Source organism: Bradyrhizobium sp. Pha-3 (assembly GCF_042258615.1).
Taxonomy (GTDB): domain Bacteria; phylum Pseudomonadota; class Alphaproteobacteria; order Rhizobiales; family Xanthobacteraceae; genus Bradyrhizobium.
This window is the reverse complement of record NZ_CP170152.1, coordinates 6315314-6333146: the sequence shown is the minus strand read 5'-3', so window position 1 is coordinate 6333146 and position 17833 is coordinate 6315314. Positions and strand designations below refer to the sequence as shown.

Below are 17833 nucleotides of genomic sequence, written 5' to 3'. Positions count from 1 at the left end.
CAGTCGAAACCTCGAGGCTTCCATGACCAAACACCTCTCGCTCGTCGGCGCACCTTCGGTGGAGGCGCTGCCGCCCTCGGGTCTCGCCTGTCTCGTCATCGTGGCAAGACAGCATGGTCTGCATCTGACCCCGTCCCAGCTCATCCATGACAATCTCCTCGGCGACCAGGAAGTCACGCTTGCCGAGCTTTTGAAGTGCGCGAATACCTCGGGCATGACGGCAAAGGCCGTCTCGCTGGACTGGAAGGGACTGAGCCATCTCAAACGGGCGCTGCCGGTAATCGTTCGCCTGCGCGACGGCAGCCACATGGTCTTGCTGCGCCTCGAAGGCGATGAAAACAGCACCCGGGTGGTCTTGCAGGATCCGAACGCGAGCGAGGATGCGCTGCTCGTCATCGATCAACCGCGCTTTGAGGACATCTGGTCGGGCGACGTCGTCATGGCCAAGCGCGATTACGAGATCTCCGACGAGACCCAGCCGTTCAGCTTCGGCTTTGTCACCGCCTTGCTGTTCCGCGAGCGGCGGATCCTGCGCGACGTCGCGATCGCGGCGCTGATCCTGGGCTTCATGGGCCTGGCACCGATCATGTTCTGGCGGCTGCTCTCGGACAAGGTCATTTTCTACAAGGCCTACAACACGTTCTACGTGCTGTGCATCGCCATGTTCGTGGTCATCATGTTCGAGGCGGCGTTCACGTTCCTGCGGCAGTATCTGGTGCAGCGTTTGACGGCCCGCCTCGACGTCAAACTATCGACCTACGTGTTCGAGAAAGTGCTCAATCTGCCGATCGATTACTTCGAACAGAACGCAGTCGGTCTGATTTCGCGGGACATCCGCGAGGTGTTTCGAATTCGCGGCTTCCTCACCGGGCAGTTGTTCGGAACCATTCTCGATTCGACGACGCTGTTCTTCTTCCTGCCCGTCATGTTCTTCTTCAGCCCGATCATGACGCTGATGGTTCTCGGCTTTGCTGGGGTGATCGTAACCTGGCTTATCCTGATGTTGCCGACCTACCGGAAGAAGTCCTCGGCAACCCTGGCGGCCGAAGGCGCACAGGGCGCGTTCCTGATCCAGAGCCTGAACGGCATGCGGACCATCAAATCGCTGGCGCTCGACACGCGGCAGCGCCACATGTGGGATGTGCTGGTGGCGCGCGTCGCCAAGGCGCGTCTTGCCGAAGGCCTGACCGGAACCGCCATCCAGACGGTGGTGCGTCCGCTGGAACGGTTGGCGGTGAGTGCGCCCTATGCATTCGGTGTCTACCTGGCCGTGTCGAGCGGCGATCCGGTCTACGTCGGCGCGCTGTTTGCCTTTCTGATGCTGTCGCAACGTGTTGCCGGCCCGCTGATGCAGATGGCCCAGCTCATCAACCAGTATGACGAGGCGCGCACGGCAGTCACGATCGTCGGCCGGCTGGTGAATCAGCCGCCTGAGGAGGGACGTTCCGGCCATGGCGTGCGGGTCCCGCTCAAGGGACTGGTCGAGTTCTCCGGCGTCACCTTCAAGTACAAGGGAGCGGTGTCGCCGGCGCTGAACAACATCTCGTTCGAGATCCCGCTCGGCACGACGCTGGGCGTGATGGGCAAGAGCGGCTCGGGCAAGACCACGATCACGCGGCTGTTGCAGCGCCTGCATTCCGACTACGGCGGTCTGATCAAGGTCGATGGCATCGATGTCCGCGAATACGATGTCGACCATCTTCGGCGCAACGTCGGCGTCGTGCTGCAGGAGAACTTCCTGTTCAGCGGCACGATCCGCGAGAACATTTCGGCCGCAAAGCCCGATGCGACCTTCGACGACATTGTCAGGGCGGCGCGATTGGCGGGGGCCGAGGAGTTCATCGACAAGCTGCCGCGCGGCTACGAGACCTACATCTACGAGGGATCCACCAATCTCTCCGGCGGGCAGCGTCAGCGCCTCGCGATCGCGCGAGCGCTGATCGTCAATCCGCCGATCCTGATCCTGGACGAAGCGACCAGCGCGCTCGATGCCGAGAGCGAGACGATCGTGAACGCGAATATTTCGCGGATCGCCCAGGGACGCACGCTGATCATCATCTCGCACCGGCTGTCGTCGCTCACGAAGGCCGATGCGATCCTCGTGCTCAATCGCGGCGTGGTCAACGATATCGGCCGCCACGATGAGCTTCTGGAACGAAACGACATCTATAGCTCGCTCTGGTACCAGCAGAATACGCATCTTGTGCCGGCGGGCCGCAACGAGAAGAACTTCAGGAGTCCGACCCTTGTCTCCTAATCAGGCTTCGCTCGCGACCGTTCGCCAGTTCCAGTCCGAAACCGATGCCATCCGCGAGGCGGCCGAGCCGTTGCTGGCGCGCGCGACGCTGTTCGTGCTGTCGGCGTTCATGGTCGCCGTCGTGGCGATCATGTGCTTCACCCGCGTCGATCGGGTCATCACGAGCGTCGGCGGCAGGATCGTTCCGGTCGATCAGATCAACGTGCTGCAGGCGCTGGACGCGTCGATCATCAAGACGATCGATGTTCGGGAAGGTGAGCAGGTTGAGACGGGTCAGCTGCTTGCGACGCTCGACTCGACCTTCACCGTGGCCGACGTCACGCAGTACAAGCTGCAGATTGCGAGCCTTGACGCACAGGTTGCCCGCGACGAGGCCGAATTGTCCGGAAAGCCGTTGTCGTTCGCCCAAACCAACGATCCGGAAGCCACCAGGTACAACGCCTTGCAGAAGGCGCTCTACGACCAGCGCGTCGCCCAGTACAATGCGCAGGTGAACAGCTACGACTCCAAGATCAGCCAGACCGAAGCGACGATCCAGAAGTCGAAGAAGGACGACGAGCGGTACAGTCAACGTGCCGAGATCGCCGGCAAGATCGAGGACATGCGCTCCACGCTTGCCGAAAGCGGCAGCGGGTCCAAGCTGAACCTGTATCTGTCTCAGGATAATCGCCTGGAGTTGTTGCGTCAGATCGACAACACGCACAACACCTTGCTGGAAGCGCAACACCAGCTGGATTCGTTGAAAGCCGACCGCAAGGCCTTCACCGAGCAGTGGAATGCGCAACTGAGCCAGGATCTGGTGACGACGCGCAACAGCCTGGATACCGCCCGCTCGAACTATGACAAGGCGATCAAGCATCAGGACCTGGTGCGGTGGACGGCAGCCGAGCCCTCGGTCGTCCTGACCCTCGCCAAGCTCTCGGTCGGATCGGTGCTGAAGCCGGGCGATCCCTTCATCACGCTGATGCCGCTCAAGACCCGGCTCGAGGCCGAGATCCAGATCCTGTCGCGCGACGTCGGCTTCGTCCGGCCGAACGACCCCTGCACGATGAAGGTCGATGCCTTCAACGCGGCAGAGCACGGGACGGCGCAGGGCAAGATTCGCTGGATCAGCGAAGGCGCCTTCACGACCGATGATGACGGAAAGCCGGTCGATGCCTACTACAAGGCGCGATGCTCCGTCGAAGAGACCAACTTCAAGGATGTTCCGAAGAACTTCCGCCTCATCCCCGGCATGACGCTGCAAGGCGATGTCAATGTCGGTACCCGATCGGTGGCGATGTATCTGCTCGGCGGCATGCTGCGCAGTGCAAAAGAAGCAATGCGCGAGCCATGATGGTATCGACGCGATCCCTTCTCGACTTGCTCCGACCCGGTTCGTCCCGTTCAGACTCTTCGCAGTTTGAACGGGGACTGGAGGCTTACGAGAACCAGCAATATCTCGAGGCGCTGCGCTTGTGGCGGCTTGCATCGCGAGCGGGTAACCCGGAGGCGGATTACCGGATCGGGCTGCTTTATGCGCGGAACGAGGGCGTCATCGGCAATATTCCCGATGCGGTCGCGTGGTATGAGCGCGCTGCCCTGAACGGACACACCGACGCGCAATTCCAGCTTGGCTTGATCTACTTCCACGGGTTTCAGGCCGCGCTCGGACCGAACAGGCCCGAGATGTGGCGGCAATCCACGGCGGCGCGGCTGGGCGACAAGGCGACCAACCTCCACGATCTGGTGTTCCCGAACGGAATCGGCGTGCCCAGGGACCTCGACGCCGCCTTCCTCTGGATGTCGGTGGCGGCGGAGGCCGGCAAGGCGGACGCACAGGCGCTCCTGGGCGACATGTACGCCAACGGGCAAGGCTGCGCCAAGGATCACGCTGTTGCCCTGCGCTGGTACGAGGCCGCCGCCGAGCAGAAGGCGGCGGCCGGCGAATTCGCGCTCGGTGACGTGCATTATCAGGGGCGCGGCATTCCCGTCGATTTTGCGCAGGCCGCGATCTGGTATCACAAGGCCGCGGAGCAGGGGCATGTGCGCGCGCAGGTGGCACTCGCTTTCATGTGCCTCAAGGGCGCCGGGCTTCCCGAAAATGTCGAAGAGGCCGCGCGGCTGTTCCAGAGCGCCGCTGCCCATGACGATACCATCGCGCTCTACAACATCGCGCTGTTGCGGCTGAGCGGCAAAGGGGTGGCAAAGGACCTCGACAAGGCCGAGACCGCGCTGCGCAAGGCGGCACGGAAGGATTACCTGCCGGCGATCCAGGCGCTGGCCGAGTTCTATGCGCTCGGCACTAGCGCCGAGCCGGATCTGCGCGAGGCGGCGTACTGGTACGAGAAGGCGGCCGAGCGCGGCGACGCGCAGGCGCAATTCTTTACCGGGCGCTTCTACGCCACCGGCGCCGGCGTTCCGCCCAGCATCCGCCAGGCTGCGAAATGGTTCGAACGCGCCGCCGAGAGCGGCCATGCAACGGCGGCCCACAACATCGCGGTGTTCTATCTCAACGGCAACGGCGTGACGCGCGATGTCGCGGCCGCGATCAAGTGGTTCGAGCGCGCGTGCGAGGGAGGCATCAGCGCCGCTGGCGTGCAACTCGGCCGGCTCTACGCGGCGGGCAACGGTGTGCCGCGCGACCAGGTACGCGCTGCCGAATGGCTCAGCAAGGCTGCCAAGGGCGGCGACGCCGATGCAAAGACCGCCTACGCCGTGTTTCTCATCCAGCAGGAGCCGTCCGAAGCCGGTCTTGCGCAAGCACGCACGCTGCTCACCGATGCCGCCGAGGTCGGTCATTCCGCCGCGGCATTCCAGTTGGGCGGGCTCCACATGGGAAGGTCCGGTGGCGCGGTCGATCTACCGGCCGCGGCGCAATGGTTCAAGCGCGCGGCAAGTGCCGGCCATGTCGAGGCCCAGCACACATTGGCGTTGCTGTATTCCGATCCCAAGAGCGCCCTCAAGGATCCGCAGGCGGCCGCCGGCTGGATCGTCAAGGCTGCCGATGGCGGCAGTGCCGCAGCGCAGTTCAAGCTCGCGGTGATGTATTGCACCGGGCAGGGCATCGAGCAGGATCTTGCCCAGGGCGTGAAATGGTACGAGGCCGCGGCGCGCCAGGGCCACACGACAGCGCAATACAACCTCGCCGTGATGCTCGGGCGAGGTCAGGGCCGCGACGCCGATCCGGCGAAGGCGGCCGAGTGGTTCGCGGCAGCTGCGGAGCAGGGTATGGCCGAAGCCCAGCTCGCCATCGGCGATGCACTGCGTGCCGGCAACGGCGTCGCGCAGGACCGCGATCAGGCGCTGCGCTGGTATCGACAGGCGGCGCAGCAGAACAACGAAGGTGCGCTGCGTCGTCTGCAGGCGATGGGCGAGAGCGCCGGCTGAGATTGTTGGAGGCGACATCACGTCGCGCGCGAGCAATGACAGAGACGGTGAACGGCTTTGTTTTTGGGCGCGAAGGCACGGAAGCGTGCATGTCCGCGTGACAATCTGGGCAGAACTAACAATGGCTTTCATATCGACGATAGAGAGATTGCGTTAATGTGGGTTCGCGGAATAAATGCTCATTGCACCTCTGGTTGTGTGAAGATGATCGATAAGAACCGAGAGGTCACGATCTGGAGCGTGTCGGGCAAGGTGATCCCGGGATCGAACGTCCGCGTGACCGGGAAAGAAACTGGAGCCGGCGTTAAACGTTGGCAGGAGATTGAGTGGCAATGAACAAGATGGTCGAACGGAGCGTCAGGGATACGAAGGATATGTTGCCCGTTGCCAGTCCGGTTCAGCAGGAAGACCATCCGCAGAGCCTGTTCCTGGATCCCGATATCAGCGATCTCCGGTCAGGATCGCGGTTGCGTGGCGCGATCCTCGAATATTCGGGGCGGGGAATCTCGGGTTGGATTGTCGATGCCCAGGCGCCTGCTTCAACGGTTTCGATAGCGCTCTTTATCGCTTCCCACTGTGTCGAAGAGGGGCGCACCGGCCGATCCATGCCGGCCCGCATCGGTCCGCGGAGCGTGATCGGGCGTCCCGGATTCCGTATCGATCTATCCACGCCGGGCGTGCGCCGTCGTCTGGCGCGGGCCCTCCGAAACTCGCTGGTGGAGCCCAAGCATGCGCAGATCTATCTCCGGATCAGCCTGAGCGATGGCGAATATTACGAGATACCGCTGTTCGAGAATTTTACGCCGAGCGAAGTGATCGTCGCGCTGGGCTTCTCGATCGAGGACTACGACGATCTGCTGTTTCCGAACAACGACAACAGGACAATTGCCGGACCGGCGGACGCCGCCACCAAAGAGGTGCGCTACATTTGCTTCTACCTGCCGCAATTCCATTCATTTGAAGAAAACGACAGGTGGTGGGGACCGGGGTTCACCGAGTGGACCAACGTCGCGCGCATGCGTGCGCAGTTTCCGGCTCACGAATCGCCGTGGTTGCCCGCCGATCTTGGATTCTATGACGTCCGGCTGCCGGAGACGCGCCGTCAGCAGGGCGACCTCGCGCGCAAATACGGCGTCGATGGATTTTGTTACTACGTCTACTGGTTTCAGGGGCGACGGCTGCTGGAAAAGCCGCTTCAGCTGCTGCTCGAGGACGGCGAGCCGAACCTGCCGTTCTGCATCTGCTGGGCAAACGAGAACTGGTCCCGCCGGTGGGACGGCTCCGATGCCGAGCTCCTGTTGGGACAAAATCACTCGCTCGACGACGATGTCCGCTTTATCGACGACATGGCCGACCTGCTGCTCGATGAGCGCTACATCACTGTCGATGGTCGAAAGATCATCGTCGTCTACAGGCCGTCATTGTTGCCGGACAAGCAGCGTCTGTTCGAGATTTGGCGCGAGAGGGCCAGAGAGCTTGGAATCGGCGAACTGCTGATTTGCAATGCGATGACCTTCGGAGAGTTCGATCCGCGTGACGTCAATTGCGATGCGGCGATCGAGTTTCCGCCGCACACGGTCTCGACGCGGGAGGTGCCGCCGGCCGAGGTCGATGCTCCGCCGACCTTCGCCGGAAAGGTGTACGACTATGTCGATGCGATGCGATCGTCGATCGGCAAGACCTATGATTTCCCGTTCTTTCCTGCGGTGATGCCGCGCTGGGACAATACGCCGCGCAAGGGCGCGCGCGGTCACGTCTTCACCAGGTCCAGTCCGGAGGCGTTCGAGGTCTGGCTTCGCGACGCGACGCTGCGCGCCAAGGGCAACAGCTTCTCCGAGTCGTTGGTGTTCATCAATTCCTGGAACGAGTGGGCGGAGGGTGCTCATCTCGAGCCGGATTCGCGTCACGGACGCGCGTTCCTGGAGGTCGTGCGAAGGGTGGCTTCGGCGGAGCCGATTTCGGCGCAGATCCGAAATAGCCCGGATCTGCTCGATTGCCTGAGCCGGCAGGAGCTGGAGTGGGCGGTGAAGGAAGCCTCGACGCACGTCGAAGTGCTGGCCAACCTGCACCGGTCGGGTCTCACCCATTCGGGCGTACAGCGCGTCAGAAGCGGTACGCCGGTCGAGGCGGAAGGCGCGTCCGATAATCCGGCAGGTTCGTTGCTGGTCATCGAGAACATCAATTCGCAGACCGGCGAGCGGGTGATCGTCGATCCGCGCTTCGAGATATTGGTGCGGGGATGGATCTGCGCGGGCAATACGTTCGAGGCAAGCCGGCAACGAACGGGATTCCTGGTGCTGTCGGCGCTTGCGCCGGATAGCGCGGCCGACGGCGGGTACTGCCTGATCGTCGATTGGCACGAGCGCGTGGACGTGAAGGATTATATGAAGGCCGAAAGCAAGGACTGCTATTTCGGCTTCCAGCTGTCCTTCTCGATTCGGGATTTGCCGGATGGTGAATATCAGCTCGCGGTCCTGGAGGTCGGCGACGGCGCCAGCGCGTTGGTGCGGTCCCGCCATTCGATCATCGTGAGACGTTGAGGTCGCCGCCGATGCTCGCAAGTGTCGTCATCGCGTGCTACAAGCACGAGCAGTATCTCGAGGAATGCCTCGAGACTGTCTATCAGCAGACTTTTGCCGACATTGAGCTCGTCATCGTCGACGACCATTCGCCGGACAGGAGTTTTGAAGTCGCGCAGCGCGTGATCAAGAAGCGGTCGTTCGGAAAGCGCTTTGTCTCCTGCAAGCTGCTCAAGAACCCGCAAAACCTCGGCGCCCACTACACCTGGAACAGGGCATTGTCGCTGACGAGCGGCGACATGATCTTCCTTTTGAACTCGGACGATGCCTTTTCGAAGGAGCGAGTGCGGCTGTTCGCGGATCAATATGCCGATGAGCGGCTGTTCTTCGGCTTCTCGGCCGTCGAGCCGATCGACGAACACGGCAGGTCGATCAGCAACTACCAGTTTCCCACGCGACTGCGCTATGCAATCGACCGGGCCCAGATCGCAGGTGCACCGCTGTCATGGACATTCCTGGATTCCCAGATTGCCGCGTCCACCGGAAACTTCGTCTTCAGCCGTGAACTGCTGCGGCGGGTGGGCTGGCTCGCCGACCTCAAATACTGTCATGACTGGGACTTCGCCCTGCGCGCCGTCACCAAGGTCGAGCCGACCTATGTCGAGACCGACCGTTATCTGTATCGGCTGCACTCAACCAACAGCTTCCGAAGTCTGAGCAAGGTGGCGGAGAGTGAGACGAAGGCTTGCATGGAGTCGTATTGCCTGAATGCGATCTCGTCGAGGCCGCAAAACAAGACCTGCCTTAGCCCGTCCAATTTCGGCGATTCGTTCTATGACTTCGTGAAGCTGCACCCGAACTTCAATTATTGGGTCAAGCAGATCTACGCGCCCTATCATCCGGAGCATCGGACGGTGGAGTCGAACGATCGGACCAGGCCGCTTCGCTGGCGCTGATCGGGGGCAAGCCTGCCTTCTCCGTTCCGATGCAATCGGAACGGAGCCTTGGTTGAGAGTGCGGCGCGGCTTCATGCAAGCCGCGCCGCACTTCGCTCGAAACCGACTAGCAGAGGTTCTTCGACGCCGTCTTTGCGGTCGTCTTGAGAACTTCGCGCAGTGCTTCCAGGCGATCGGTCTGGCAGGGCACGGTGGGGACCAGCCAGCCACCTTCGTCATTCTCGTTCCAGGCATAGATCAGCACAGCGGGGGCCCGGCGATCGGGCGCACGGCTGTTCACCCAGCTGATCGATTGCGCCAGATGGCTGGCCAATTCCTTCTTCGTCGGCGCGGCATAGAAATTGGTGACGCCATCGCCGGGACGCTGCGACTTTTCCCAGGGCACGGGACGTTCGATGCGCGGGCGCCTGTCCCATCCGGTCATCACCGTGGGCACGACCGGGACCTGGCTCGCGGCCAGATCATTCCAGCCCTTTTCGGCATACTTCGCGAGATCTGCAAAGCTGCCGCGGCCGTTGCCGGTTGTGATCGCGTATGACCCGACCGCGTCGGCGCCGAGATTGGCGGCCTCCTGGCTCAGGAATTTCGTGTCTCCCGCCAGCACGACGTAGGGATCCGCGAGTCCTGCTCCGTTCGCGTCGGACTTGAATTTGCTCAGCTGGGTGCGCAGACCTTGCACGCCGCCCCAGCTTCGCTGCACGTCCGCTCCCTTGATGAAGCCGAGGAAGTACAGCGGCCGATCGTTCTCCACCCTCAGATAGTTCTTGTCCGCCATCAGGCCGATGTGCTCCTGGGGCAGCGAGGATAGCTTGGCTGCCGATCCCCATCGCCCGAGCTCGGTGAACATGCAGTATCTCAGCTGGGCTGCCTTTGGACGGGCTCTGAACGCATACAGGGCTTTCGACATCGGGTGGTTTGCGCCGTAGGCGGCAAACGCCCAATAGTCCAGTCCTGCAAAGATGGCCTGGTCGATCTCCTTGTCCATCTCCGCCTCGATCGAAGCCGAAAAATCGAGCGCGTTGGGATCGCGGTTCGTTTGCGTTCCGAAGAAGGGCGTTCGCCAGCGATATTTTTCGGGACCGAGCGATTGCTTCATGGCTTCCGTCGGCTGCGAGCCCGGCGAATACCAGGCGTCCCATCGGATCGCTCCGACCAGGGGCCGGGAAGGTGCCGCGGCCGCAGCAGGATGGCCGGAACCCAGGACGCTGAGCGAGCCGGGCAGGAGGCTTGCGGATAACGATGTCAAAAACATCCGTCTTGTAAGCGCGAACGGCTTGCGAACTGCTGCATTCCCATCGTCCATTGGCGACCTCCGATCATTACCGTCGAGTGCGACGGTTTCGTGCAAATGACAGCGAGCCCTCTGCTCTATTGTATTGATTTCCCTCGAAATAACCTTACAACAGTTAAATGTGAGCGCTACGTGTTATAGCCTTATTCTTGTAGGATAAGTGCGCTAATAGGGAATTCGTGGTGCGAACCAATGGTAATTGCTTGTTGATCTCGTGGGGAGCGGCTCAGGTTGGACATGGAAATTCCTGCATTGTCTAGTTTCAGCTCAGGCGTGAATCTCGATACGCTTCCGGCAAGTGAGATCGAGACAAGGCTTCGAGACTTCTTCTCCGGGCGGATCGCAAATCCGAAGCCCGACGACCTCATCCAATCGGTCGAGCAGCTGGAGCAGCAATACGGCCACTACAAGGAATTCCAGTTTGCAAAGGCGGCAGCGCTTGTGCAGGCATGTGATTTCGCCGGAGCGCGCGCAATCCTTCTCGACCTCGTCGAGCAGCTGCCATCCGACTCGCGGATCTTGCATCGCCTGGCGATCGCGGATCTCAACATGGGGTCAGCCGACGAAGCGCAGGACGTCTATCTCTCCGCGCTCGCTGCGGCCCCGACAAGTGAAAATCTGCGGCGAGAGTTTGCCGGCCTGCTGCGCGTGATGGAGGCGAAGAAACTCTATGTCGGGGTCGACCGGAAGAAGCACGGCCTCTCCGTCGTATGCGCCATCAAGAACGAGGGCGACGACCTCTTGGAATGGTTGCACTTCCACAGACTGGTCGGAGTCGATCACTTCTATCTCTACGACAACGGCAGCACCGACAACACGCGCGCCGTGATCGAAGCCTTCCCGTGGCCCGAAATGATCACCTATCATTTCGTGGCGGGCGAATTTGGCCAGATGCGCGCGTTCTCTCATGCGATCGACAGCTATCGCAATTGCTCGGAATGGTGCGCCTTCATCGATGCCGATGAGTACCTGTTTCCGACGAAGGCCGGCAACGTCAAGGACGTCCTGGCGGAGGTTGGATCAGCGCCGGCGGTGGCGGTGCATTGGTTGAACTTCGGATCGAACGGCCACGACGCGAGGCCGGCCGGCTTGTGCATCGAGTCCTTCACACGCCGCGCTCCGGACGACTTCCCGGATCATTTCATCATGAAGTCGATCATTCGGCCGGACACCATCGTGTCCTACCTGCATCCCCATCAATCGCTCGTCCTGGGCTGCTACGTCCAGGAAGACGGCACGCCCGTTTTCCCGATCGGCGGCCGCTGTACGGCGCCCAAGCGGGACAAGCTCGTCATCAATCACTACTACACCAAGTCACGGCAACAATTGCTGAAGAAGCGTGAGCGCGGCAGGCCGCTTGCCGATGGCGATCCTGAGAAGATCCGCGCAATGGAGTTCTTCACGTTGCGGGATCGCAACGATATCGAGGACGCGACGATCCAGCGGTTTCTGCCGGAGCTGAAGAAGCTGGTCCAGAGCTGAATCCGGGGAAGACAAGAAGGGCGCGCCAATTGGCGCGCCCTTTTGTTTCGTGCGTTGAACTGATCGTCGACCGTAGCGGCCGGCTACAGAGGCTCTGGCCGGCTATAGCGGCTCCAGGCGGTATTTCGCGAGCAGGGCCTGTGCGGCATCGACGTCGATCCTTGGCGGCCTTTGGAAGACGGACATGTTGTTGGCGCGCGCGATTTCCCGCGCGACCGTCCGCACGGAGTGGTAGTGGGGACGGTTCTCGAAGTCGTGAATTGCGATGAAAGCTCCCGGCGCGGCGTGAAGCACGCACTGCACGAAGCAAGCCACGCGAAACCGGCCGTCGACGAAGTACAAGTCCGCCGTCTTGCTTTCCGGACGCTCCCAGATGCGTTCGTGATAGTCGGGCCAGGAGCTCTCCTTCTCCTTCTCCACCGGGTAACCCCACTCGCGCAGCTTGCCGATATCGACGTGCAGCAGCAGCGGCTGGGTGCTCGCACCGCGCGTGGCGTCGGCGACCTTGGAGAGCCATTCCGACGAGGAATCAATGGAGATAACCCACTCCTTCTTGGTCTGGCAGGCGAGCCAGGTGCTGCCTCCCGACCCGAACTCCAGATAGCGCGTCGAGAGATCCACGAAGCTCTTGAACAATGTCTGTTCCTGACCGTCCATTGCGATGTTCATGGCGGGATCCCTTGGTTTCTCGATTTGTTGTCTGGCGGGTGGTTGCCAATCCACCGTCGGAAGGCGGTCGCTGCTCGTCAAGCCGCGATGAGATCCGGTTGAATCTTCATCGCGCTTCCCGGCTTGCTGTTGGCTATCCACGCCGACGGCTTGGAGAGAGCGACGATTACTGGTTCAACCCGACGCGCTCCACCTTGTAGCCGCGCTCGAGGATCGCGCGCCACCAGGGTTGCTCGTCGACATACCAGCGCACTGTCTTGGCGATACCGGTCTCGAAATTCTCCTCGGCGCGCCAGCCGAGCTCGGTTTCGAGCTTGGTGGCGTCGATGGCATAGCGGCGGTCGTGGCCGGGCCGGTCGGCGACGAAGTTGATCAGCTGGCGCCGCGGGCCCGCCGCAGCCGGCATGACCTCGTCGAGCAGGTCGCAGATGCTTTCCACGACATGCAGGTTGGTGCGCTCGTTGCGGCCGCCGACATTGTAGGTCTCGCCGACCTCGCCGCGCTCCAGCACCAAGGTCAGCGCCTTGGCGTGATCCTCGACGAACAGCCAGTCGCGGACATTCTGGCCGTCGCCATAGACCGGCAGCGGCTCGCCGGCGAGCCCCTTGATGATCATGTGCGGGATCAGCTTCTCGGGGAAGTGATAGGGGCCGTAATTGTTGGAGCAGTTGGTCACCAGGGTCGGCAGCTCGTAGGTTTCGCGCCAGGCGCGCACCAGATGATCGGACGATGCCTTGCTGGCCGAATAGGGCGAGTTCGGCGCATAGGCCGTGGTCTCGGTGAACAGGCCTTCGTCGCCGAGCGAACCGAACACCTCGTCGGTCGAGATGTGCAGGAAGCGGAACTGGTCGCGCTTCTCGGGCGAGAGCGTGCGCCAGTGGCGCAGCGTCTCCTGCAGGATCGTGAAGGTGCCGACGATGTTGGTCTGGATGAATTCGCCGGGGCCGTCGATCGAGCGGTCGACATGGCTTTCCGCCGCAAGATTCATCACCGCGTCGGGCTGATACTTCTCGAACAGCCGGCGCAGCACCTGTGCTTCGCAGATGCAGCCCTTCTCGAAGGTGTAGTTCAGGCTCTCGGTCGAGCCGGGCAGGGAGGCCAGGTTCGCCGCATAGGTCAGCTTGTCGATGTTGACGACGCGGGCGTGGGTGTCCCGCAGCAAGTGCCGGACCACGGCGGAGCCGATGAAGCCCGCGCCGCCGGTGACGAAGATCGTCGATCCCTTAAACCGCATGTTTGAATACCTCGGCAGTGCGGGGCTGACCCTGGAACGAGCGGTAGACCGACAGCAGATACTCGCCGTAGCTGCTCTTGGCGGTCTTCTGTGCCACCCTCGCGAAGGCTTCCAGCGAGATGTAACCCTGGCGCAGCGCGATCTCCTCGGGGCAGGCGATGCGCAGGCCCTGGCGCTGCTCCAGGATCTGGACGAAATGGCTGGCCTCGACCAGCGAGGAATGGGTGCCGGTGTCGAGCCAGGCGAAGCCGCGGCCGAGCACTTCGACATAGAGGTCGCCGCGCTCGAGATAGGCCTTGTTGACGTCGGTGATCTCGATCTCGCCGCGCGGCGACGGCTTGATGCGGGCGGCGATGTCGACCACGTCATTGTCGTAGAAGTAAAGGCCGGTGACGGCGACGTTGGACTTCGGCCGCTTCGGCTTCTCCTCGATCGACAGCGCCCGTCCGGTGCCGTCCAGCTCGATCACGCCGTACTGTTCGGGCGCGTTGACGACGTAGCCGAACACGGTGGCGCCCTTCTTGCGGACCGAGGCGGCCGACAGCATGCTCGGCAGGCCATGGCCGTAGAAGATGTTATCACCTAACACAAGGGCGACCGAGTCATCGCCGATGAACTCGCGCCCCACGATGAAGGCGTCGGCGAGGCCCCGCGGGGTCTCCTGCGTGGCATAGGCGAAGCGGACGCCCATCTCGCTGCCGTCGCCGAGCAGGCGCTGGAACAGCGGCTTGTCCTGCGGCGTGGAGATGATCAGGATGTCGCGGATTCCGCCGAGCATCAGCGTCGACAGCGGATAATAGATCATCGGCTTGTCGAAGACGGGCAGCAGCTGCTTGGAGACGACGGTGGTCACGGGGTAGAGGCGCGAGCCGGTGCCACCGGCAAGGATAATGCCTTTCATGGTCCCTCACAATTTGATTATCAGAACATAACATATAGCGTGCGCTGCACAAGTTTGTTATGAGGGGGAAATTAACATTTCGGGCGCATCAAACTGGAACAAATGTTAAATGAACGTCATCAAGACCGAGCTTCCTGAAGTTCTGATCGTCGAGCCGAAGCTGTTCGGCGACCAGCGCGGCTTCTTCCTCGAGACCTACCAGTCGCCCCGTTATATCGAGCACGGCATCACGCGCCCCTTCGTGCAGGACAACATGTCCCGCTCGGCCTACGGCGTGTTGCGCGGGCTGCACCTGCAAAACCCGCTCACCCAGGGCAAGCTCGTGACCGTGCTGCGCGGCAAGGTGCTGGACGTTGCCGTCGACGTGCGTATCGGCAGCCCGAACTTCGGCAAGCACGTCGCGGTCGAATTGAGCGAAGACAACCGCCGCCAATTATGGGTGCCGCGCGGCTTTGCCCACGGCTTCGTGGTGCTCTCGGAAACCGCCGACTTCTTCTACAAATGCGACGACTTCTACAGCCCCAAGGACGAGCTCTCGATCCGGTGGAACGATCCGGCGATCGGGATCAAATGGGGCGTCGATAAGCCACAGCTGTCGGCCAAGGATGCGGATGCGCCGCTGCTCGCCGACGCCAGCAATCTCCCGACCTATGGACAAATCTGATGCGGATTCTTTTGACGGGAACGCGCGGCCAGGTCGGCAGTGCGCTCAAGCCCCTGCTGGAAGGCCACGGCACCCTCATCGCGCCGCCGACCGCGGAGTTCGATCTCGCGAAGCCGGAGATGTTGACGGGCGAGCTTGAGAGACTGAAGCCCGATCTCATCATCAATCCCGCTGCCTATACAGCCGTCGATCGCGCCGAGGACGAGCGCGAGCTGGCGTTCCTGGTCAACGCGAAGGGACCCGAAGCGCTGGCGAAATGGGCGGCGGCGAACCGTGTGCCGCTGGTGCATTTCTCCACTGACTACGTTTTCAACGGTTCAGGCGACCGGTCGTGGCGCGAGGACAGCCCGACCGAACCGCTGTCGGCCTACGGCGCGAGCAAGCTTGCCGGCGATGTCGCGATCCAGGCGGCGGGCGGCGCGCATCTGATCGCGCGTACCTCCTGGGTCTATGCCGCAAAAGGCACGAATTTCCTGCGCACCATCGCGCGGCTCGCCGGCGAGCGTAAGGAGCTGCGGATCGTGGCCGATCAAATCGGCGCGCCGACGACGGCACAAGCGATTGCGAGCGCGGTCGCCGGCATCGTCCTGCCGAACATCACCACGCTGCACGATCAGCTCGCGCGCAGGGGCGGTGTCGTCAATCTCGTTTGCGCCGGCGAAACCAGCTGGCACGGCTTTGCGACCGCTATTGTCGGCGGGCTGAGGTCGCGTGGCGTCACGCTCGCGGTCGACAACATCGTTCCGATTGCTGCGGCCGAGTTCCCGACCAAAGCGGTGCGTCCGGGCAATTCACGGCTGGATCTGACGCGGCTCAAGACGCAGTTCGGGGTCGCGATGCCGACGTGGCAGGAAGCGCTCGCACGCGAGCTGGACGCCTATGTCCAGCTCGCCGCGCCCGCCCACGCCTAAAGCTCAAGGCACGAAGCGGTTTCCTCGCGACGTAAGCGAGGCGCTTGCGTTGGGATGATGCTGAGACAACAAGCCAAAGCGCGATGATGATTCAACCTCATCGCGCTTTGGAATTGGACGTGCCGGCGGCTTTCGTCGCCGGCGCGGCCGCTTAGCGCGGCCGGCCGATGCTGTCGTAGGTGAAGCCGTGCGCGGCCATCTCGTCCGGACGGTAGATGTTGCGCAGGTCGACGACGACCGGGTGCTTCATTTCTTGCTTGATGCGCTTCAGATCGAGCGCGCGGAACTGACGCCACTCGGTCACGATGACAAGCGCATCCGCCTGGCGGGCGCATTCATAGGCGTCCTTGCAGTACACGATCTCGGGCAATTCCTTGCGGGCCTGCTCCATGCCGACCGGATCGTAGGCGCGAACGCTCGCGCCGAAGTCGATCAGGCCGTTGATCAGCGGGATCGACGGTGCCTCGCGCATGTCGTCGGTATCGGGCTTGAAGGTCAGGCCGAGCACGCCGATCGTCTTGCCGCGCAGCTCGCCGCCGAGCACGTTGGCGACCTTGCGCGCCATCGCGCGCTTGCGGTTGTCGTTGGCAGTCAGCGTGGCTTCGACGATCTTCAGCTGGACGTCGTGATCGAGCGCCGTCTTGAACAAGGCGCGGGTATCCTTCGGGAAGCACGAGCCGCCATAGCCTGCGCCGGCATGCAGGAACTTGGTTCCGATCCGGTTGTCGAGCCCGATGCCGCGCGCGACTTCCTGTACGTTCGCCCCGACCTTTTCGGAGAGATCGGCGATCTCGTTGATGAAGGTGATCTTGGTGGCGAGGAAGGCATTTGCGGCGTATTTGATCAATTCCGCCGTGCGTCGTGCGGTATAGAGGATCGGCGCCTGGTTCAAATAGAGTGGGCGATAGACTTCGCCCATCACTCGCTTGGCCCGATCGTCCTCGGTGCCGACGACGATCCGGTCGGGATGGCGAAAATCCTGGATCGCGGCGCCTTCGCGCAGGAATTCGGGGTTCGAAGCAACCGCGAAATCCGCGTCGGGACGGGTCTCACGGATCAGGCGTTCCACCTCGTCGCCGGTGCCCACGGGCACGGTCGACTTCGTCACCACCACGGTGAACTTCTTCAGCGCTGCGCCGATCTCCTTGGCGGCAGCATAGACGTAGCTCAGGTCCGCATGGCCGTCGCCGCGCCGCGACGGTGTTCCCACCGCAATGAAGACCGCATCGGCGTCGCCGACGGCGCCCGCGAGCTCCGTCGTGAAGGTCAGCCGTCCGGCGGCCGCATTGGTCTCGACGAGCTTATCGAGGTCGGTTTCGTAGATCGGGATCTTGCCGCGCTTCAGGGCTTCGATCTTGCCCGCGTCCTTGTCGACACAAACGACCTGATGGCCGAAATCGGCAAAACACGCTCCGGACACGAGACCTACATATCCCGTTCCAACCATTGCAATCTTCATGAATCCGCTCGTCGATCAGTGTGGAGAGGAGGAGTTAGCACTAGCACAATTGGAGCCGATAACGCCAAGTTTTATGACGTATGGTTTGTGTTGGAGCTCGGCGGCTTTCTGTGCAAACGGT

Annotated in this window: 14 protein-coding genes; 9 read left to right on the top strand and 5 right to left on the bottom strand. The window is 62.2% G+C overall.

Features of this window, described 5'->3' with window-relative positions:
* The first annotated feature begins 22 nt into the window (after nt 1–22).
* From ACE10Z_RS29965 to ACE10Z_RS29940, 6 genes are all read left to right on the top strand, one after another.
* Nucleotides 23–2257 (top strand): peptidase domain-containing ABC transporter, encoded by a 2235-nt coding sequence (locus ACE10Z_RS29965; protein ID WP_375783980.1) that lies wholly within the window; start codon nt 23–25, stop codon nt 2255–2257.
* A complete protein-coding gene (locus tag ACE10Z_RS29960; RefSeq protein ID WP_375783979.1) occupies nt 2247–3593 on the top strand; it encodes an HlyD family type I secretion periplasmic adaptor subunit in 1347 nt (448 codons plus the stop codon). Before ACE10Z_RS29965 ends, ACE10Z_RS29960 begins: the two co-directional genes overlap by 11 nt.
* Nucleotides 3593–5626 carry a tetratricopeptide repeat protein gene (locus ACE10Z_RS29955; RefSeq protein ID WP_375789956.1) on the top strand — a complete coding sequence of 678 codons (2034 nt, stop codon included), beginning with the start codon at nt 3593–3595 and terminating at the stop codon, nt 5624–5626. Before ACE10Z_RS29960 ends, ACE10Z_RS29955 begins: the two co-directional genes overlap by 1 nt.
* A gap of 204 nt (nt 5627–5830) precedes the next feature.
* Nucleotides 5831–5962 (top strand): hypothetical protein, encoded by a 132-nt coding sequence (locus ACE10Z_RS29950; protein WP_375783978.1) that lies wholly within the window; start codon nt 5831–5833, stop codon nt 5960–5962.
* A 269-nt stretch (nt 5963–6231) separates the two neighbouring features.
* A complete protein-coding gene (locus ACE10Z_RS29945) occupies nt 6232–8166 on the top strand; it encodes a glycoside hydrolase family 99-like domain-containing protein (protein ID WP_375783977.1) in 1935 nt (644 codons plus the stop codon).
* An 11-nt stretch (nt 8167–8177) separates the two neighbouring features.
* Entirely contained in the window at nt 8178–9101 is a 924-nt protein-coding gene (locus ACE10Z_RS29940) for a glycosyltransferase family 2 protein (protein ID WP_375783976.1), read from the top strand.
* A gap of 106 nt (nt 9102–9207) precedes the next feature.
* On the opposite strand, the gene ACE10Z_RS29935 is transcribed toward ACE10Z_RS29940, so the two are convergent.
* Complete coding sequence (locus tag ACE10Z_RS29935) at nt 9208–10197, bottom strand: hypothetical protein (protein ID WP_375783975.1); 990 nt, start codon at nt 10195–10197, stop codon at nt 9208–9210.
* Between the two features lie 447 nt (nt 10198–10644).
* On the opposite strand from ACE10Z_RS29935, the gene ACE10Z_RS29930 reads away from it, so the two are divergent.
* Complete coding sequence (locus ACE10Z_RS29930) at nt 10645–11874, top strand: glycosyltransferase family 92 protein (protein WP_375783974.1); 1230 nt, start codon at nt 10645–10647, stop codon at nt 11872–11874.
* Between the two features lie 102 nt (nt 11875–11976).
* Here the strand turns inward: ACE10Z_RS29930 and ACE10Z_RS29925 are convergent, their stop codons facing one another.
* The 3 genes from ACE10Z_RS29925 to rfbA form a co-directional block, all read right to left on the bottom strand.
* Nucleotides 11977–12624, bottom strand: coding sequence for a hypothetical protein (locus tag ACE10Z_RS29925; protein WP_375783973.1), 648 nt, complete (start codon nt 12622–12624; stop codon nt 11977–11979).
* Between the two features lie 85 nt (nt 12625–12709).
* Nucleotides 12710–13777 carry a dTDP-glucose 4,6-dehydratase gene (rfbB, locus tag ACE10Z_RS29920; protein ID WP_375783972.1) on the bottom strand — a complete coding sequence of 356 codons (1068 nt, stop codon included), beginning with the start codon at nt 13775–13777 and terminating at the stop codon, nt 12710–12712.
* Complete coding sequence (gene rfbA / locus ACE10Z_RS29915; RefSeq protein ID WP_375783971.1) at nt 13767–14678, bottom strand: glucose-1-phosphate thymidylyltransferase RfbA; 912 nt, start codon at nt 14676–14678, stop codon at nt 13767–13769. The genes rfbB and rfbA overlap by 11 nt, the downstream gene beginning before the upstream one ends.
* 109 nt (nt 14679–14787) lie before the next feature.
* Between rfbA and rfbC the strand changes: the two genes are divergently transcribed.
* Nucleotides 14788–15342 (top strand): dTDP-4-dehydrorhamnose 3,5-epimerase, encoded by a 555-nt coding sequence (rfbC, locus tag ACE10Z_RS29910; RefSeq protein WP_375783970.1) that lies wholly within the window; start codon nt 14788–14790, stop codon nt 15340–15342.
* Nucleotides 15342–16253, top strand: a complete 912-nt coding sequence (gene rfbD, locus ACE10Z_RS29905; RefSeq protein ID WP_375783969.1) for a dTDP-4-dehydrorhamnose reductase — start codon at nt 15342–15344, stop codon at nt 16251–16253. Before rfbC ends, rfbD begins: the two co-directional genes overlap by 1 nt.
* Nucleotides 16254–16404: 151 nt before the next feature.
* On the opposite strand, the gene ACE10Z_RS29900 is transcribed toward rfbD, so the two are convergent.
* Entirely contained in the window at nt 16405–17712 is a 1308-nt protein-coding gene (locus ACE10Z_RS29900; RefSeq protein WP_375783968.1) for a UDP-glucose dehydrogenase family protein, read from the bottom strand.
* Between the last annotated feature and the right edge of the window lie 121 nt (nt 17713–17833).

What these genes read in the sequence shown, in the direction of transcription:
- ACE10Z_RS29965 (WP_375783980.1), top strand. Translation starts at nt 23, where the DNA reads ATGACCAAACACCTCTCGCTCGTCGGCGCACCTTCGGTGGAGGCGCTG.
- ACE10Z_RS29955 (WP_375789956.1), top strand. Translation starts at nt 3,593, where the DNA reads ATGGTATCGACGCGATCCCTTCTCGACTTGCTCCGACCCGGTTCGTCC.
- ACE10Z_RS29950 (WP_375783978.1), top strand. Translation starts at nt 5,831, where the DNA reads ATGATCGATAAGAACCGAGAGGTCACGATCTGGAGCGTGTCGGGCAAG.
- ACE10Z_RS29945 (WP_375783977.1), top strand. Translation starts at nt 6,232, where the DNA reads ATGCCGGCCCGCATCGGTCCGCGGAGCGTGATCGGGCGTCCCGGATTC.
- ACE10Z_RS29940 (WP_375783976.1), top strand. Translation starts at nt 8,178, where the DNA reads ATGCTCGCAAGTGTCGTCATCGCGTGCTACAAGCACGAGCAGTATCTC.
- ACE10Z_RS29935 (WP_375783975.1), bottom strand. Translation starts at nt 10,197, where the DNA reads ATGAAGCAATCGCTCGGTCCCGAAAAATATCGCTGGCGAACGCCCTTC.
- rfbB (WP_375783972.1), bottom strand. Translation starts at nt 13,777, where the DNA reads ATGCGGTTTAAGGGATCGACGATCTTCGTCACCGGCGGCGCGGGCTTC.
- rfbA (WP_375783971.1), bottom strand. Translation starts at nt 14,678, where the DNA reads ATGAAAGGCATTATCCTTGCCGGTGGCACCGGCTCGCGCCTCTACCCC.
- rfbC (WP_375783970.1), top strand. Translation starts at nt 14,788, where the DNA reads ATGAACGTCATCAAGACCGAGCTTCCTGAAGTTCTGATCGTCGAGCCG.
- rfbD (WP_375783969.1), top strand. Translation starts at nt 15,342, where the DNA reads ATGCGGATTCTTTTGACGGGAACGCGCGGCCAGGTCGGCAGTGCGCTC.
- ACE10Z_RS29900 (WP_375783968.1), bottom strand. Translation starts at nt 17,712, where the DNA reads ATGAAGATTGCAATGGTTGGAACGGGATATGTAGGTCTCGTGTCCGGA.